This is a genomic window from Mesorhizobium sp. B2-3-14, assembly GCF_006442175.1.
In the GTDB taxonomy this organism is placed as follows: Bacteria; Pseudomonadota; Alphaproteobacteria; order Rhizobiales; family Rhizobiaceae; genus Mesorhizobium; species Mesorhizobium australicum.
This window is the reverse complement of sequence record NZ_VFVP01000001.1, coordinates 62,180-80,005: the sequence shown is the minus strand read 5'-3', so window position 1 is coordinate 80,005 and position 17,826 is coordinate 62,180. Positions and strand designations below refer to the sequence as shown.

Genomic DNA, 17,826 nt, shown 5'->3' with positions numbered 1-17,826 from the left:
CGCCATGACCTTCTCCATCGTCGCACGGTGCCGGCGCACCGGCATGTTCGGAGTGGCGGTGTCCTCGTCATCCCCCGCGGTCGCGGCCCGCTGCGCCTATGCACAGGCCGGCGTCGGCGCCGTTGCCAGTCAGAATGTCACGGACCCGACGCTCGGGCCACGGGCGCTGGAGCTGATGGCGCGAGGCGCCTCCGCCGCCGAAGCCGTCGCGATCCTGAAGCGCACGGCTGCTTTCAGCGAATACCGGCAGGTCCTGGCGGTCGACAAGGCCGGCGGCAGCGCGATCCATTCGGGACCGAAAGCGCTTGGCATCTGGAGCGAGGCACGCGGCGAGGACGTCGCCTGCGGCGGCAACCTGCTTGCCAGCGATAGGGTTCCGAAAGCCATGGTGGACGCCTTTCTCGCCTCCGAGGGCGATCTCGGAGACCGGCTGATTGCCACCATGCGAGCCGCGCTCGAGGCCGGCGGCGAGGCGGGGCCTGTCCGCTCCGCCGGTATGAAACTGGTACGCGATGTGTCATGGCCGGTCGCCGACCTGCGTTGCGACTGGACCGAAGGGTGTCCGGTCGAGCAGCTGGCAATGCTGTGGGACATCTATAAGCCCCAGCTCGATGCTTATGTCACGCGCGCCCTCAACCCGTCCGGTGCGCCAAGTTACGGCGTTCCCGGTGATGAGTAGTTCGACAATCTGGAGCCAGCATGAGCGAACTCAGTCATAAGGATTGGATCAGCAAAGCCTCGGCTATCCGTTTTCGCGACAGGGCGTTCATCGACGGCAAGGCAATGCCCGCGCGTTCCGGCAGAACATTTACCAGCATCAATCCGGCCACCGGAGCAACGCTCGCTGAGGTGGCTTCCTGCGGCGAAGAGGACATCGACCTTGCCGTCGCCGCGGCACGTCGCAGTTTTGAGGCCGGCGTCTGGTCGAGAGCGACCCCTCAGCATCGCAAACGGGTGCTGCTGCGGCTGGCGGAATTGCTGCGCGAGAACCTGCAGGAGCTCGCGCTGCTGGAATCTCTTGATATGGGCAAGCTGGTCAAGGACGCAGCGACCGTCGACGTGCCGGGGTCGGCGGCGATCTTCCAGTGGTATGGCGAAGCGATAGACAAGGTCTATGACGAGGTGGCGCCGACGGCCCGAGGCGACCTTGCTTTGGTACGGCGCGAGCCGCTCGGGGTCGTGGGCGCCGTCGTGCCGTGGAACTTTCCGCTCGACATGGCGACCTGGAAATGCGCGCCCGCGCTGGCTGCGGGCAATTCGGTGGTGCTCAAACCCGCCGAGCAGTCGCCTTTCTCGGCGCTCAGGCTGGCCGAGCTTGCCGTGGAGGCAGGGCTGCCCGCCGGCGTGCTCAATGTGGTGCCCGGCCTCGGCGAGACGGCCGGCCAGGCTCTTGGCCGTCATATGGACGTCGATTGCCTTGCCTTCACCGGATCGACCGCTGTCGGCAAGATGTTCCTGCAATATTCCGGCCAGTCGAACATGAAGCAGGTCTGGCTGGAGACCGGTGGCAAGAGCCCCAATCTGGTGTTCGCCGATTGCGGTGATCTGGACGCGGCAGCCGACATGGCCGCCTTCAGCATCTTCTTCAACCAGGGACAGGTATGCTCGGCCAACTCCCGGCTTCTGGTGGAGCGCGGCATCAAGGATACGCTCGTCGAGAAACTGGCGCAGCGCGCGACGGCGACCCAGCCCGGCGATCCGCTCGACCCTGCATCCAGGATGGGTGCGATGGTGGACGCGCGCCACGCCGCGGCCGTCATGCGTTTCGTCGATGGCGGCAAGAAGTCGGCACGGCTGGTGACCGGCGGCGACCGGGTTACCGTCGGCGGGCGCGGCAGTTTTGTGCAGCCCACGATCTTCGACGACGTCTCGCCCGACGACCCGCTTGCGCGCGACGAGATATTCGGTCCGGTCCTGTCGGTGATCGCCTTCGACACCGAAGACGAGGCGCTTCGCATCGCCAACGACAGCGTCTACGGCCTGGCCGCGTCGCTGTGGACCGACAGCCTGTCGCGGGCGCATCGTCTCGCGGAAGGGCTGCGCGTCGGCACGGTTTCCGTGAACACCGTCGATGCGCTGAGCCCGATGACTCCCTTCGGCGGTTTCAAGCAGTCCGGCTTCGGGCGCGACCTGTCGCTGCACGCGCTCGACAAGTACACCGCGCTGAAGACTACCTGGATAAAATATTGAGAAGCGGCCGCGACTTGATCGCCGGCTGCAAACCGGCAACATAGCCACCATGCCGCTTCGCTTCACGCTGAGACAACTCGAATATTTCGTCGCCGTTGGCGAAGCGGGTTCGATCGCCAAGGCGGCCGAGCAGGTGAATGTCTCGCCGCCATCGATCTCGGCGTCGATCGCTCAGCTCGAAGCCGAGTTCGGCGTGCAGCTTTTCGTGCGCAAGCATTCGCACGCGCTGGCGCTGACGGCGGGCGGGCGCCTGTTCCTCAAGGAAGCAGCGCGTCTGCTTAACGACGCGGATGCGCTGCACGACATTGCCGGGGATATCGCCGAAAAGGTGCGCGGACCGCTGGCGATCGGCTGCCTGCTCACTTTCGCCCAGATCGTGCTGCCGGCACTGCGCAAGAAATTCGAGGACGCCTATCCCGATGTGCGGGTCAGGCAATTCGAGCGCAACCAGGGGCAATTGTTCGAGATGCTCCAACGTGGCGAAATAGACGCCGCGCTGACCTACGATCTGGAGCTGTCGCAAGACATGACTTTCGAGCCGCTGATGCAGTTGCCGGCCTATGTCATGCTGCCGGCCGCGCATCGCCTGGCGGCGAAGGCAGGTATCACGCCCGAGGAACTGGTCGATGAGCCGATGGTGCTGCTTGACCTGCCCTACAGCAGAGAATATTTCCTGTCGGCTTTCCAGCCTAGGGGCCTGCGGCCCAAGATCGTCGAGCGTACCGGCGACATCGCCGTGATGCGCTCGATGGTCGCCAACGGCTTCGGCTACGGCATCGCCAATATGCGGCCGCTCAACACCATGTCGCCGGACGGCAAATTGCTGGTCTTTGTGCCTTTGTTGGGCGACCTCAGGCCGCTGACCATAGGGATTGCCCTGCCGAACGCCGAGCATCGCACGCTGACGGTGCAGGCCTTCATCGACCACTGTCGCCGCTTCGTCGTCGAGCAGGGCGTCTTCGGTACCGAGCGCATCGTGAAGTGAGGCCTGCCATGCGGCTCACGGCCAGCCGTCCGTGAGCCGTTCCAGCAATCTGTCCAGCATCGCGTCGCAACGACGCAGCTGTTCGACGCTGACAAATTCGTCGGGCTTGTGTCCCTGCGCCATGGAGCCCGGCCCGCAGACGACTGCAGGCGTGCCAAGATCGCGGCTGAACAATCCGCCCTCCGTGCCGAACGCGACTTTCATCGTGTCGTTGGCACCGGTCAGCGACTTGACGAAAGCCACCGCCTCCGATGCGGCCGGCGTGTCGAGGCCCGGATAGGTGTTGGTGATCTCGATGTCGATCGCTGCCTCTGCCGCGATCGAAGCGGCGTCCTCGGCAATGCGCACCGCGGCGGCGCGCAGCCTGTCGAGAATGCTGGCGGCGTCGTCGGCGGCAATGTTGCGGATCTCGAAATCGACGTGGCAGAGGTTGGGCACGATGTTGAGCGCGACACCGGCATTGATCTTGCCGACATGAACCGTCGTGTAGGGAATGTCGTAGTCGCCGTCGCGGGCGCCGTCGCGGGCCAGCCGTTCCTGTTCGTCACGCAAGGCGCGCACGAAATCGCACCCGAGGTGGATCGCATTGAGCGCCAGCGGGGCGAGCGCCGAATGGCCTTCGCGTCCCCTGCAGACGGCGCGAGCGGCAAGCTTGCCCTTGTGCCCGGTCGCCACCTGCATGTTGGTCGGCTCCCCGACGATGCACAGCAGCGGGCGTTGCGGCGCCGCACGCAGCATTTCGATCAGGTCGCGCACGCCTAGGCAGCCGACTTCCTCGTCACAGGAGAGCGCCAGATGCAACGGCGTCCGAAGCGCGATCCTGGAGGCCTTGATGCAGATCGCGAGCGCAGAGGCCACAAAACCCTTCATATCCGCCGCGCCGCGCCCATAGAGCTTGCCGTCGCGCTCGGTCATTTCGAATGGGGGCAGCGTCCAGTTCTGGCCGTCCACGGGAACGACGTCCGTGTGGCCGGACAGCATGACACCGGGTCTGCCTGCCGGGCCAATGGTGGCAAAGAGATTGGCCTTGTGCCTGTCCGCGCCGTGGACGATCTGGCAGGCAACGCCGCTCGCTTCGAGCAAGTCGGCCGCATAGCCGATCAGGTCGAGGTTCGAGTCGCGGCTCACCGTGGGGAATGCGATCAGCCGTTCGAGAATCCTGATGCTGTCCATTTTCTGTCTCTCGGTCGGGTTCTGGCTGTCTAGCATCATGCCGCCGATGCTCTGAAGTCGCATTTCGCTCAGCCCCGGTTCAACACAGACTAATTCGCGCCGGCGCGCGCGATTAGGCGCGTCCTAATCGGCACAGAAGAAATCCGTAGTTTTCCCGCGCCGGCTCCAACTTATGAGTAGTCTCGGCAGCACCGGCGGTGTCGAGCCGGCAGGGAGGAAGCTACATGCGCGACCCACGCTACGACATCCTGTTCGAGCCGATGAAGATAGGTCCGGTGACGGCCAAGAACCGCTTCTATCAGGTTCCGCACTGCAATGGCGGTGGCTATCGCGATCCATCGGCGGCGGCAGAGATGCGCCGCATCAAGTCGGAAGGCGGCTGGGGCGTGATCTTCACCGAGCAGACGGAGATGCACCATACCTCCGAGATCACGCCCTTCATTGAACTGCGGCTATGGGATGACGCCGACATTCCGGCTTTGGCCAAGATGGCCGAGGCCATGCACGAGCACGGGGCGCTGGCCGGCATCCAGCTCGCCTATTCCGGCATCAACGGCCCCAACCTCTACACCAAGGAGGTGCCGCGCGGACCGTCGGCCCTGCCGATCCGCACCTTCACCAATGATCCGGTGCAGGCGCGCGCCATGGACAGAGAGGATATACGCGACCTGCGCCGCTGGCACCGCAATGCCTTCAAACGCGCCAAGCAGGCGGGTTTCGACCTGGTGTGCCTCTATGGCGCGCATGGCTTCGGCATCATCCAGCATTTCCTGTCGACGGCCACCAACCAGCGCGGCGACGAATATGGCGGCTCGCTGGAAAACCGTTCGCGGCTGATGCGCGAGCTGATCGGGGAAGGGCGCGACGCGATCGGCGACACGTGCGGCCTGACGCTCAGGCTGTCGCTGGACGAGATGATCGGTGAACACGGCTTCGCCAATTCGGAGGTCCGCGACATGATCGAGATGCATGCCGAACTGCCCGATCTTTGGGATCTCGCGCACGGCGCCTGGGAGGATTGCTCGGGTCCGTCACGCTTCAAGGACGAGGCGGCGCAGGAAAGCCTGGTATCGGGCATCAAGAAGCTGACCTCGAAGCCGGTCGTCGGCGTCGGCCGCTTCACTTCGCCCGACGTGATGGTCAGGATGATCAGGTCGGGCACGCTCGACTTCATCGGCTGCGCGCGCCCGTCGATCGCCGATCCCTTCCTGCCGAGGAAAGTCGAGGAAGGCCGCATCGAGGACATCCGCGAATGCATCGGTTGCAACATCTGCATCACCGGCGACATGACCATGTCGATCTCGCGCTGCACGCAGAACCCGACCTTCATGGAGGAATGGCGCAAAGGCTGGCATCCTGAGCGCATGCAGGCGAAAGGCGACAGCGACAGCGTGCTGATCGTCGGCGCCGGGCCTGCCGGACTGGAGGCCGCGCGTGCGCTCGGCCTGCGCGGCTATAAAGTGGCCATCGCGGAAGCGGGCACCGAGCTTGGCGGGCGCGTGGCGCGCGAAAGCAGACTTCCAGGCCTGTCGGCCTGGGGCAGGGTGCGCGACTATCGGCAGTATCAGCTCAGCCAGATGCCCGATGTCGACATCTATTTCGAAAGCCGGCTGTCGGCCGGTGACATCCTCTCGTTCGGCTTCCAGAACGTCGCCATCGCCACCGGATCGACCTGGCGCCGCGACGGCGTCGCGCGTGCCCATGTCGTGCCGATGCCGATCGACGCCGCGATGCCGGTCTACTCGCCCGACGATCTGATGGCCGGCAAGGTTCCGGCCGGCAAGGTCGTGCTGTTCGACGACGACCACTATTACATGGGCGGCGTTCTCGCCGAGCTGATGGCGCTTCGGGGAACGAAGGTGACCCTGGTGACGCCATCGGCCTATGTCTCGGACTGGACCCGCAACACGCTGGAGCAAGGGGCCATTCACCGCCGCCTGGCTGAACTCGGCGTCGATATCGTCCTCAACAGGACCGTCACGAGTGTCGCTTCAGGTGGCGTCGTGACGGCCTGCGTCTACACCGGCGCGAAACAGGATCTGGCGGCCGATGCCGTCGTCCTGGTCACGTCACGCAATCAGGACGACGCCGTTTGGCGCGAGCTCAAGGCGCGGGAAAACGAGTGGGCCGACAACGGCATCCGTTCGGTCAAGGTCATTGGCGACGCCGAAGCACCGGGACCGATCGCCTGGGCAACCTATGCCGGCCACCGCTTCGCCCGGGAGCTGGACGAACCTGACATCGGCGACGCATTGCCGTTTCGGCGGGAAGTCGCCGCACTGACGGCGGAATAGAACGCCGGAGCGCGGCAGATCAGATCGCCCGCCCTTCCTGGTCGAAGAAGTGCAGATGCCCGGGTTCGGCCCGCAGGCCGACCTCGGCGCCGGTTTCGGGCGCCGGTCCTTGATTGTGGCCGGTCCTTGATTGTGGATGACGAGGCAGGTCTGACCACTGTCCAGCTCGACATGGAGGAGCGTGACGGCGCCGGTGTATTCGGCGAGCCTTACCTTGCCGCGCAGCGATCCTGTTCCTCTGCTCCGACGCCGCGAGCTTCGTCTACGGCGCCGCGCTCGACGTGGATGGCGACTCGATGTTCCGCTGACCGGGAGGGCAGCGGCTCCGGCGACGCTCGCTGACCCTTCCCGCCATTTATAGAGTTCAGTCGGTCGGACGATCCGCGACCGAACGCCGCCCGTCGATCCACAAGGCAAGCAAGGTGCAGGCCGCGCCCGAGAGCAGGTAGGCGCCCGCCGCGATGAGGCCGAAATTGCCGGCCAAAAGCAGGGCTGCGAGCGGCGCGAAGCCGGCGCCGAACATCCATGCGAGATCCGATGTTATCGCCGAGCCGGTATACCGATAGTGTCGCGAAAAGCTCGATGCGACGACGCCCGACGATTGCCCGAAACTCAGCCCCAGCAGGATGAAGCCCAACACCATGAACAGGGCCTCCCCGACGGTGCCGCCATCCAGGAGCTGCGGGGCAAAGCCGCTGAACGTCGCGATGGCGATCGCCGAACCGCCGAGCAGCGCACGGCGTCCGACACGATCGGCCAGTGGCCCCGACGCGACGATGGCCGCGATGCCGAACAGCGCGCTCACCGCCTCGATCGTCAGGAAGCGCGCCGGCCCCTCATTGGTGAACAGGAACACCCAGGAGAGCGGAAACACCGTCACCATGTGGAACAGGGCGAAACTCGCCAGCGGCGCGAAGGCGCCGATGACGACATTGCGGCCTTCGGCCCTGACCGTATCCCTGATGCGCGTCGGCTGCAGGTCGCCGCTCTCGTACAATCTTGAAAATTCGGGCGTCACCACAATGCGCAGCCTGGCAAACAGGGCCACGACATTGATGGCGAAGGCGACGAAGAAAGGATAGCGCCAGCCCCAGGCAAGGAAGTCGTCGGCCGACAGGTTGGCGACGAAGAAAGCGAAGAGGGAACTCGCCACGATGAGGCCGATCGGCGCGCCGAGTTGCGGGATCATGGCGTAGAAGCCACGCCGGTTCTGAGGCGCGTTCAGCGCCAGCAGCGAGGGAAGTCCGTCCCAGGTTCCGCCGAGCGCCACGCCTTGCCCGATGCGGGCCAGCGCCAGAAGCCAGATCGCAAGCGCACCGATATCGCCATAGGCCGGAAGGAACGCGATGGCGACGGTCGAGGTGCCGAGCAGGAACAGCGCGATCGTCAATTTCGCCCCCCGGCCATAGGCGCGATCGACGGCCATGAACAGAACGGAGCCGAACGGACGGGCGATGAAGGCCAGTGCGAAGATGGCGAAGGAGTAGAGCGTTCCGACGAGCGGATCGTGCGTCGGAAGCACCAGCTTCGGGAAAACGATGACGGACGCGATCGCATAGACGAAGAAGTCGAAGAATTCCGACGTCCTGCCCACGATCACGCCGACCGCGATATCGCCCGCGCTGACCTGGCCGTGGTCCGAGCCGATGAGCCCGCTGTTTGGTTCGGCAGTCGAAGTCTGAGCCATCTTGTCCGTCGCCACCGCGTGGAATGAAATATCTGGGACCCAATCACAGGGATTCCATTGTGCGCGGCACACTGTGCCAGACCCACCCCGGCTGGGCATTGGACAAATTGTCCAATGTCAGCGCGCCGCCGCCGGCAGTAGCCCTTTGTTGATACCGCACCGCAACATCCCTCCGCGTGTGGCGGTCCATCGAGGGCAGCATCTGATGAAACGATTTGGGGCCTTGCTTCTGTTTCCCCTGACCGGGCTGTTGAGCGGCTGCGATATGGTCGTGCTCGCGCCGGCAGGCGATGTCGCGGCCCAGCAGCGCGACCTGCTGGTGGTCTCGACCTTGCTGATGCTGATCATCATCGTTCCGGTCATGGCGCTGACTGTCTTTTTCGCCTGGCGCTACCGGCACTCCAATGCCTCGGCGACCTATGCGCCGGATTGGGATCATTCGACGAAACTCGAACTGGTGATCTGGGCAGCACCGCTTCTCATCATTATATGCCTTGGCGCGCTGACCTGGCTCGGCACGCATTTGCTCGACCCGTACCGCCGGATCGACAGGATCGAACCCGGCCAGCCCGTCACCCAGTTGCACAAGCCGCTCAGGGTCGAGGTAGTGGCGCTCGACTGGAAATGGCTGTTCATCTATCCCGATTACGGCATCGCTGCCGTCAACGAGCTGGCGGCGCCGGTCAACCAGCCGATCGACTTCCGCATCACCTCCTCGGCGGTGATGAATTCCTTCTACATTCCAGCCCTCGCCGGGCAGATCTATGCCATGCCGGGCATGGAGACGAAGCTGCACGCCGTCATTAACCGGCCAGGCACCTATAGCGGTTTCTCCGCCAATTATAGCGGCGCCGGCTTTTCGGGCATGCGCTTTGCCTTCCACGGCCTATCCGATGATGTCTTCAGCCAGTGGGTGGCACAGGCCAGGACCGCATCCGCGGCTCTCAACCGCGACAGTTATCTCGAACTCGAAAAGCCGAGCGAGAACGAACCCGTCCGCCACTACGCCTCCGTCGATCCCGATCTCTATGGCGCCATCCTCAATCTGTGCGTCGAGCGCGGCAAGATGTGCATGGACGAGATGATGTCGATCGACGCCAAGGGCGGTCTCGGCCTTGCGGGTGTGCGCAACACCTTGCCGCTGCAATATGACAAGCTCGCGCGGCGCGGCGCGGTGTTCGGAAACGATCCCTCCTATGTCGCCAGCATCTGCACGGCGGAGGAGGCCGCTGCCGTCTCGCGCGCGTCGCGCGATGCCCGGCCGACCTATTGGCCGGCGAAGAACCTGTCCCCGCTGCGCGGGGCGGGACTGCTCCGGCCAGGGACAGACAGCCGCAGCGCGGAGGCCGATACCCCGGCCCTCGGCCTGCTGCGGCGCGAACTGTGAGAGACTTGCGATGCCCGATACACTGACCAAATTCATTTTCGGCCGCCTCAACTGGGACTCGCTGCCGCTGCATGAGCCGATCGTTGTCGCCACCTTCGCCGCGGTGGCACTCGGCGGCATCGCGCTTCTCGGCGTCATCACCTATTTCAAGCTGTGGGGCTACCTGTGGCGTGAATGGTTCACCAGCGTCGACCACAAGAAGATTGGCATCATGTACATGGTGCTGGGGCTGGTCATGCTGCTGCGCGGCTTCTCGGACGCCATCATGATGCGCCTCCAGCAGGCCATCGCCTTCAATGGCTCCGAGGGCTACCTGAACTCACATCACTACGACCAGATCTTCACCGCCCATGGCGTCATCATGATCTTCTTCGTGGCGATGCCCTTCGTAACCGGGTTGATGAATTTCGTCGTGCCGCTGCAGATCGGCGCCCGCGACGTCTCCTTTCCGTTCCTCAACAATTTCTCCTTCTGGATGACGGTCGGCGGCGCCATCCTCGTCATGGCCTCGCTGTTCGTCGGCGAATTCGCCCGCACCGGCTGGCTCGCCTATCCGCCGCTTTCCGGCATGGGCTACAGTCCCGACGTCGGCGTCGACTATTATATCTGGGCGCTGCAGGTGGCGGGTGTCGGCACGACGCTGTCGGGCATCAACCTGATCTGCACCATCATCAAGATGCGGGCGCCCGGCATGACGATGATGCGCATGCCCGTCTTCACCTGGACGTCGCTCTGCACCAACGTGCTGATCGTCGCCTCCTTCCCGGTGCTGACGGCGGTGCTCTCGCTGCTGGCGCTCGACCGCTATGTCGGCACCAACTTCTTCACCAATGACTTCGGCGGCAATCCGATGATGTATGTCAACCTCATCTGGATATGGGGTCACCCGGAAGTCTACATCCTCATCCTGCCGCTGTTCGGCGTCTTCTCCGAGGTCACCTCGACCTTCTCCGGCAAGCGCCTGTTCGGCTACACCTCGATGGTCTACGCCACAGTGGTCATCACCATCCTGTCCTATCTCGTCTGGCTGCACCACTTCTTCACCATGGGCTCCGGCGCCAGCGTCAATTCCTTCTTCGGCATTACGACGATGATCATCTCGATCCCGACGGGAGCGAAGATCTTCAACTGGCTGTTCACAATGTACCGGGGCCGCATCCGCTTCGAATTGCCGATGATGTGGACGGTGGCTTTCATGCTCACCTTCACCGTCGGCGGCATGACCGGCGTGCTGCTTGCCGTGCCGCCGGCGGATTTCGTGCTGCACAACAGCCTGTTCCTGATCGCGCACTTCCATAACGTCATCATCGGCGGCGTGCTGTTCGGGCTGTTCGCCGGCATTGCCTACTGGTGGCCCAAGGCCTTCGGGTTCAAGCTCGACCCATTCTGGGGCAAGGTCTCGTTCTGGTGCTGGGTGGTCGGCTTCTGGTTCGCCTTCATGCCGCTCTACGTGCTCGGCCTGATGGGCGTGACACGCCGCATGCGCGTGTTCGATGATCCCTCCCTGCAGATATGGTTCGTCATCGCCGCCTTCGGCGCGGTGCTGATCGCCTGCGGCATCGCCGCCTTCCTGATCCAGATCTTCGTCTCCATCCGCAGGCGCGAGGCGCTTGCCGATCCGACCGGCGATCCATGGGACGGCCGCACGCTCGAATGGTCGACCTCCTCGCCGCCGCCTGCCTACAATTTCGCCTTCACACCTGTCATTCGCGACAACGATGCCTGGTTTGACATGAAGCAGGCCGGCTACACCAGGCCGCTCGCCGGCTTCAAGCCGATCCACATGCCCAGCAATACCGGCAGCGGTGTCATCCTGGCCGCCTTCAGCGTCGCGCTCGGCTTCGCCCTGATCTGGTACATCTGGTGGCTGGCGGCGCTGAGCTTCGTTTGCCTCATCGCCACCGCGATCGGCCACACCTTCAACTATCACCGCGACTTCCACATTCCGGCAGCCGAAGTCACTCGGACGGAAGAGGCGAGGACGACGCTCCTCGGGGCTGGGGTTTGAGCATGGCATCGACAGCAATCATGGCCGGCACCGAACCGGTGTTTCATCTGGAAGAGGAGCATGCGCACGCCGAAGGCGGCTCCACCATGCTCGGCTTCTGGCTCTATCTCATGAGCGACTGCCTGATCTTCGCGATGCTGTTCGCCGCCTATGGCGTGCTTGGCGGCAACTACGCGGCCGGGCCGGCACCCAAGGACCTGTTCGACCTCGATCTGGTGGCGGTCAACACCGCCATGCTGCTCTTCTCCTCGATCACCTATGGCTTCGCCATGCTGACCATGGACAAGGGTCGCGTGGGGGCGACGCAAGCCTGGCTCGCCGTCACCGGCCTGTTCGGCCTGGCGTTCCTGTCGATCGAGCTCTACGAATTCTCGCACATGATCCATGAAGGCGCGACACCGCAGCGCAGCGCCTTCCTGTCGTCTTTCTTCACCCTGGTCGGTACGCACGGCCTGCATGTCACCTTCGGCATCGTCTGGCTGGTGACGCTGATGACCCAGGTCGCACGATTTGGCCTCGTCGAGGCGAACCGCCGCCGGCTGATGTGCCTCTCGATGTTCTGGCATTTCCTTGACGTCGTCTGGATCGGCGTCTTCACCTTCGTCTATCTGATGGGAATGTTGCGATGAGCGCTCATGATCATGCCGAGGGTCACGGTCATGCCCATGGAGGAGCAGCACACGGATCGTTCCGGAGCTATCTGACCGGCTTCATCCTGTCGGTGATCCTGACCGCCATCCCGTTCTGGCTGGTCATGAGCGGCGCCATCGACGACAAGCAGGCGATGGCCATCGTCATCATGGCCTTCGCGGTCGCGCAGATCGTCGTCCACATGGTCTTCTTCCTGCATATGAACACCACCTCGGAAGGCGGATGGTCGATGCTGGCGCTGATCTTCACGCTGATCCTGGTCGTGATCGTACTGACCGGCTCGCTCTGGGTGATGTATCATCTCAACGCCAACATGATGCCGGGGCTGCACGACATGCGCGAGATGCCATGAGCCCGGTTGCGGGCTCTGGGAGAACCAACACCGAGGCGACGGGCATCGGTCCGCGGCCCGCGTCGCAAGAGGGCGCCGGCCGGTCGTCCGCATCGCGCCTTGTCCTTGTGCTGCTCGGGCTCCTCGGCGTGCTGGTGTTTGTCGGGCTCGGCATATGGCAGCTGGAGAGGCGGGCCTGGAAGCTCGACCTGATCGCCCGTGTCGACCAACGCATTCATGCCCCGGTTTTCGAAGCGCCTGGCCCGGAGAGCTGGAACGGCATCACCGCGGCCCGCTACGAATACAGCCATGTGCGATTGGCCGGACGCTTCCTGGGCGGCGCCAACACGCTGGTCCAGGCGGTGACGGAGCTTGGCGGCGGCTATTGGGTGCTGACGCCGATGCGGACCGACAGTGGCTTCGTCGTGCTGGTCAATCGCGGCTTCATTCCCCCGGAGCGCAAGGCCGAGTTCGGACAAGAGAGCGGCGGCTCAACCGCGCCGGTCATCATCGATGGACTGTTGCGCATGAGCGAGCCAGGCGGTGGCTTCCTGCGCAAGAATGACACCACGGGCAATCGCTGGTATTCGCGGGATGTCGCTGCCATCGCAACCGCGCGCGGCCTGACGGATGTCGCACCCTATTTTGTTGATGCTGAGGCATCCGGCATCGACGGCTGGCCACACGGCGGGCTGACCGTCGTGACTTTCCGCAACAGCCACCTCATCTATGCTTTGACCTGGTTCACGCTCGCTGCGATGCTTGCCCTCGCCCTGGCCAAGCCGATGACCGGCCGCCCCCAGCGGCAAGGACCAGCAAGATGAGCGTTCCCACGCAAGCGCTCCGCCGCGACAAATCGCTGGTGACGGCGTCCCTTGCCGCCAACAATGGCGCGGTACCAAATCCCGAAGCAACGAACAGGAAGAACTTGTTCCTGCTCATCCAACTGCGTTGGCTGGCGGTGGCGGGTCAGGTGCTCACCATTCTGGCGACGCAATACTGGTTCGAGATCCCGCTGCCGCTGGGGAAGATGGCCGGCGTTGTGCTTTTCCTGGTTGGCCTCAACATCTTCAGCTTGCTGGTCCTGCGCGGTATCAGGCCGATCACCAACACCCAGCTCTTCGTCGCGCTCATCTTCGACATGGCGGCACTGACGACGCAGCTTTACCTGAGCGGCGGCGCGTCCAATCCGTTCGTATCGCTCTACCTTCTGCAGATCACGCTCGGCGCGGCACTGCTGACCCCAAGGTTTACCTGGATCCTGGTTGCAGCCGCGTCGGCCTGCTTCGTCTTCCTCATCTTCCTTTTCCAGCCGATCGCCATCCCGCATCATGGCGGCAGCGATCTCCTGTCCCTGCATATCAGGGGCATGTTCATCTGCTTCGTGCTGGCCGCCGGCCTGATCGTGATCTTCATGACGCGCATCGACCGCAACCTGCGCGAACGTGATGCCTATCTCGCCGACCTGCGCCAGCGCTCGGCCGAGGAGGACCACATCGTGCGCATGGGCCTGCTGGCCTCCGGCGCCGCGCACGAACTGGGTACGCCGCTTGCCACGATATCCGTCATCCTGTCCGACTGGCGCCAGATGCGCACCCTTGCACGCAACCGCGAACTGGCGGCCGACATGGCCGAAATGCGTGCGCAGATCGAGCGCTGCAAGCGCATCGTGTCCGGCATTCTGATGTCTTCCGGCCAGGCCAGAGGCGAGGGAACGATACGCACCACCATTCGCGGTTTCCTCGACGATCTGGTCGAGGAATGGCGCATCAGTCGCCAGCCATTCAAGCTGGAATACACGAACGATTTCGACCCGGACGAGCAGATCGTGTCCGACACGGCGCTGAAGCAGGTCATCTTCAACGTGTTCGACAACGCCCAGGAAGCGTCGCAGGCTTGGGTCGGCGTCACTGCCGAGCGGCAGGGCGACAAGCTGGTGATCGCCGTGCGCGATCGCGGGCCGGGTTTCGACGAGACTATTCTGGCAGCGCTTGGCCAGCCCTATATGTCGAGCAAGGGACGGCCAGGGGGCGGTCTTGGTCTTTTCCTTGTCATGAATGTGGTCCGGAAACTGGGAGGCGATTTTTCCGCGCGCAACATGGAGCAGGGCGCCTGTGTTACGCTTTCGCTGCCGCTCGCGGCGCTGACCGACGGAGATGATCATGAGGCCTGATCGATCCCTCTTTATCGTCGAGGACGACGCGACCTTCGCCAAGACGCTGAAGCGCTCCTTCGAAAAGCGCGACTACGACGTCATGGTCTGCCATGACAGGGAAGCCTTGCTCGGCGCCCTCGAAAAAGCCGTTCCGGCTTATGCCGTCGTCGATCTCAAGCTTGGGGCCGGCGGTTCCGGGCTGGAGTGCGTCAAGCTGCTCAGCGCCCGCGATGCGTCGATCAGGATCGTCGTGCTGACAGGGTTTGCCAGCATCGCCACGGCGGTCGAGGCGATCAAGCTCGGCGCCAGCCACTACTTGGCCAAACCCGCCAACACCGATGATATCGAAGCCGCCTTCGGCCGTGCCGAGGGCGACATTTCCGTACCGCTTTCCAGCCGGCCCACCTCGATCAAGAACCTGGAGTGGGAGCGCATCCACGAAACGCTGGTCGAAACCGGCTTCAACATCTCCGAAACGGCGCGCCGGCTTGGCCTGCATCGGCGCACCCTGGCCCGCAAGCTCGAGAAGCGTGTGGTGAGATAGCGGGAAGGTCCGGCGAGCCGCGGTGCCGCTCTCGGCACAGCCTTAAAAGAGGACCGCCCCACAGCTCCGACAGCTTTATGCGAGCGCCTCCGTTCACCGCGGCGGAGACGCCGGCCATCCGCGTCGGTCCCTGTCGGCGGCTCAGGAACGAGTTCCCGCATGCGGCGTTGCGTATCCGGATGGCAGTGCCGGAAGTCATGAGAACGCACCGCCGGTCGGAGATGCGTTGATGTCGATGCCAGGCTTGGCTTATGGCCCATTGGGCGACCGGTGCATGCATGTCTGTGTGGATATGCAGAAGCTGTTTGCCGAACCGTCACCTTGGGCGACGCCCTGGATAACCCGTGTCCTGCCTCAAATTGAGAGGCTGGTCGAAAGGCGTGCGGAACAGACGGTCTTCACGCGCTTCCTGCCTGCGCAAAGGCCGGGGCAAGGCGCTGGTACATGGAAACGCTATTATGAGCGCTGGGCCTCGATGGCGATCGACAATATCGGGCCGGAGATGATCGAATTGTTGCCGGCGCTGGCCGCTTACTGTCCGCCGGCGGCAGTCATCGACAAGCACATCTATTCCCCCTGGTTCGAAGGGCGCCTCAGGACCTTTCTGATGGAACGCGAGATCGACACGCTGGTCGTCACGGGAGGCGAAACCGATGTATGCGTCCTAGCCACCGTGCTCGGCGCCATCGATTTCGGCTATCGCGTGGTGCTCGTCACCGACGCATTGTGCAGCTCTTCCGACGCAACGCATGACGCGCTGCTTACCGTCTATCACCAGCGCTTCGCGCAGCAGGTCGAGACAGTCGAGATGGAAACGGTTCTCTCGAACTGGACTTGACGCCAGTGTAGCGTCAGCCTTCCCTGCGGGGTCTGTAGTGCTTATCTGTCCCAATCGCGGACATTGGAGCAGGCAAACGTGGCGCAACGATCGGGCAGTGCTGATCTTCCCCTTCACGGTGGACGCGTGCCGAAATGGCTGGGCGACCGCATGACGCGTCTCGGTGCCGTCATGTGCGAGGCGATCATCCATCACTATGGCCGCAACGAATTGCTGCGGCGTCTGGCGCATCCGTTCTGGTTCCAGTCCTTCGGCGCCGTCATGGGCATGGATTGGCATTCGTCCGGCATCACCACCAGCGTCGTCGGCGCCTTGAAACGCGGCCTCACGCCGCTGTCGGGCGAACTCGGCATCCACGTCTGCGGCGGCCGTGGCGCGCATTCGCGCAAAACCCCCCACGAGCTTGCCGCCATTGGTGAGCGCATCGGCTTCGACGGAGCCCGCCTTGCGACCGCCAGCCGGCTTGTCGCCAAGGTGGACAGCGCCGCCGTTCAGGACGGGTTCGACCTCTATCTGCATGGCTTCATCGTCACCGACGACGGCGACTGGGTGGTGGTGCAGCAAGGCATGAACGGCGACAGCAAGGTGGCGCGCCGCTACCATTGGCTGTCCGAAGGTTTGAATAGCTTTGTCGACCAGCCGCATGCTGCCATCGAAGGCGCCAACCAGGGCGAGATCGTCAACCTGACCGACCGCCGCGCCGAAGCCTCGCGCCAGGGACAGCTTGATCTCCTCCAGGATCTTGGGCCGGACCGCATCCTTCGGGAGTTCGCCGCGCTGGAGCCCGGTACGGCACCGGCTCCGGTGCAGCCCCTGCTGCCGCATTTGATCATGCCGGCTCATCACGACGTCCGCGAAAGCGACGTCGTGATGCATCGCCTTCATGGCAACATGGCCGCCGCCGCCGAGCGAGGTCCAGCCGATTTTGCCGAACTTCTCCTGGTTCCGGGCGTAGGCGCCCGCACGGTGAGGGCACTCGCTCTCGTTGCCGAAGTGGTGCATGGCGCGCCTTGCCGATTTTCGGACCCGGGTCGTTTTTCGCTGGCGCATGGCGGCAAGGACAGGCATCCGTTCCCTGTACCGCTCAAGGTCTATGACGAGACGATCGGCGTGCTGAAGTCCGCCGTGCAAAAGGCCAGGCTCGGTCGCGAAGAGGAAATCGGCGCCCTGAGGCGGCTCGACCATCAGTCGCGGCAGGTCGAGCGATACCTCACGGGTCCCAGCCTCAAGGAAATTGTCGCCGGCGAATTCGACCAGTCGCATCTGCTTGGCGGCCGCAGTGTCTTTGGTTGGGAACCGGCGCCGGATGAGTTGAGCGCCGACGAGAACAGGAAGGCGTGACGGGCCGGGCATCACGCCACGCGACGGTACCTGTGGTGGTCCTTGATGAATTTATTGAAGAAGCGGCCTTTCGAAGGAGCGCGCATGAACGCCGCATAGGTAGCCGGGGCGACGTCCTCATAGTCATAGCGGTTGCCGTGCGGCACGAACCAGACCGAGAGGATCCTGGTCGCGGGATCGTATTGCGTGTTTCGAATGACGGTCGACGGCATGCTGGCACCTGACGGCTCAGCCAAATAACC

Annotated in this window: 16 protein-coding genes and 1 pseudogene; 14 read left to right on the top strand and 3 right to left on the bottom strand. The window is 63.9% G+C overall.

Translation table 11 applies throughout. The features are described from left to right. The first annotated feature begins 4 nt into the window (after positions 1-4). The 3 genes from FJ950_RS00380 to FJ950_RS00370 are packed head-to-tail and all read left to right on the top strand — an operon-like array spanning position 5 to position 3,175. Positions 5-679, top strand: a complete 675-nt coding sequence (locus FJ950_RS00380; RefSeq protein WP_140614607.1) for a DUF1028 domain-containing protein — start codon at positions 5-7, stop codon at positions 677-679. 20 nt (positions 680-699) lie between these two features. Continuing rightward, positions 700-2,190, top strand: coding sequence for an aldehyde dehydrogenase (locus FJ950_RS00375; protein ID WP_140614606.1), 1,491 nt, complete (start codon positions 700-702; stop codon positions 2,188-2,190). Between the two features lie 49 nt (positions 2,191-2,239). Next, a complete protein-coding gene (locus FJ950_RS00370) occupies positions 2,240-3,175 on the top strand; it encodes a LysR family transcriptional regulator (RefSeq protein WP_015316459.1) in 936 nt (311 codons plus the stop codon). 15 nt (positions 3,176-3,190) lie between these two features. Here the strand turns inward: FJ950_RS00370 and argE are convergent, their stop codons facing one another. Then, on the bottom strand, positions 3,191-4,348 hold the full coding sequence (argE, locus tag FJ950_RS00365) for an acetylornithine deacetylase (protein ID WP_041163727.1): 1,158 nt from the start codon (positions 4,346-4,348) through the stop codon (positions 3,191-3,193). Between the two features lie 224 nt (positions 4,349-4,572). On the opposite strand from argE, the gene FJ950_RS00360 reads away from it, so the two are divergent. Both FJ950_RS00360 and FJ950_RS30165 read left to right on the top strand, forming a co-directional pair. Beyond that, on the top strand, positions 4,573-6,642 hold the full coding sequence (locus FJ950_RS00360; RefSeq protein WP_140614605.1) for an FAD-dependent oxidoreductase: 2,070 nt from the start codon (positions 4,573-4,575) through the stop codon (positions 6,640-6,642). A gap of 221 nt (positions 6,643-6,863) precedes the next feature. Then, a pseudogene (locus tag FJ950_RS30165) lies at positions 6,864-6,950 on the top strand (SDR family NAD(P)-dependent oxidoreductase); the annotation flags it as partial. A gap of 56 nt (positions 6,951-7,006) precedes the next feature. On the opposite strand, the gene FJ950_RS00350 reads toward FJ950_RS30165, so the two are convergent. Continuing rightward, on the bottom strand, positions 7,007-8,329 hold the full coding sequence (locus FJ950_RS00350) for an MFS transporter (protein WP_140614604.1): 1,323 nt from the start codon (positions 8,327-8,329) through the stop codon (positions 7,007-7,009). 205 nt (positions 8,330-8,534) lie between these two features. Here FJ950_RS00350 and cyoA point away from each other — a divergent pair, with 205 nt between their 5' ends. From cyoA to FJ950_RS00305, 9 genes are all read left to right on the top strand, one after another. Then, entirely contained in the window at positions 8,535-9,716 is a 1,182-nt protein-coding gene (gene cyoA, locus FJ950_RS00345; RefSeq protein WP_140614603.1) for a ubiquinol oxidase subunit II, read from the top strand. Between the two features lie 10 nt (positions 9,717-9,726). Continuing rightward, positions 9,727-11,724, top strand: a complete 1,998-nt coding sequence (gene cyoB / locus FJ950_RS00340; protein ID WP_140614602.1) for a cytochrome o ubiquinol oxidase subunit I — start codon at positions 9,727-9,729, stop codon at positions 11,722-11,724. Next, positions 11,721-12,353, top strand: coding sequence for a cytochrome o ubiquinol oxidase subunit III (gene cyoC, locus FJ950_RS00335; RefSeq protein WP_210241303.1), 633 nt, complete (start codon positions 11,721-11,723; stop codon positions 12,351-12,353). The genes cyoB and cyoC overlap by 4 nt, the downstream gene beginning before the upstream one ends. Continuing rightward, a complete protein-coding gene (gene cyoD, locus FJ950_RS00330) occupies positions 12,350-12,727 on the top strand; it encodes a cytochrome o ubiquinol oxidase subunit IV (protein ID WP_140614600.1) in 378 nt (125 codons plus the stop codon). The genes cyoC and cyoD overlap by 4 nt, the downstream gene beginning before the upstream one ends. Continuing rightward, positions 12,724-13,530: an SURF1 family protein gene (locus FJ950_RS00325; RefSeq protein WP_140614599.1), complete on the top strand. Its 807-nt coding sequence runs from the start codon at positions 12,724-12,726 to the stop codon at positions 13,528-13,530. The genes cyoD and FJ950_RS00325 overlap by 4 nt, the downstream gene beginning before the upstream one ends. Then, positions 13,527-14,879 carry an ATP-binding protein gene (locus tag FJ950_RS00320; RefSeq protein WP_140614598.1) on the top strand — a complete coding sequence of 451 codons (1,353 nt, stop codon included), beginning with the start codon at positions 13,527-13,529 and terminating at the stop codon, positions 14,877-14,879. The genes FJ950_RS00325 and FJ950_RS00320 overlap by 4 nt, the downstream gene beginning before the upstream one ends. Next, positions 14,869-15,405, top strand: coding sequence for a response regulator transcription factor (locus FJ950_RS00315; RefSeq protein WP_140614597.1), 537 nt, complete (start codon positions 14,869-14,871; stop codon positions 15,403-15,405). Before FJ950_RS00320 ends, FJ950_RS00315 begins: the two co-directional genes overlap by 11 nt. A gap of 229 nt (positions 15,406-15,634) precedes the next feature. Then, positions 15,635-16,243 (top strand): isochorismatase family cysteine hydrolase, encoded by a 609-nt coding sequence (locus tag FJ950_RS00310; protein ID WP_140614596.1) that lies wholly within the window; start codon positions 15,635-15,637, stop codon positions 16,241-16,243. A gap of 78 nt (positions 16,244-16,321) precedes the next feature. Beyond that, positions 16,322-17,584 (top strand): DUF763 domain-containing protein, encoded by a 1,263-nt coding sequence (locus FJ950_RS00305; protein ID WP_140614595.1) that lies wholly within the window; start codon positions 16,322-16,324, stop codon positions 17,582-17,584. 11 nt (positions 17,585-17,595) lie between these two features. On the opposite strand, the gene FJ950_RS00300 is transcribed toward FJ950_RS00305, so the two are convergent. Then, positions 17,596-17,796, bottom strand: coding sequence for a KTSC domain-containing protein (locus tag FJ950_RS00300; RefSeq protein WP_015316472.1), 201 nt, complete (start codon positions 17,794-17,796; stop codon positions 17,596-17,598). Positions 17,797-17,826: the final 30 nt, after the last annotated feature.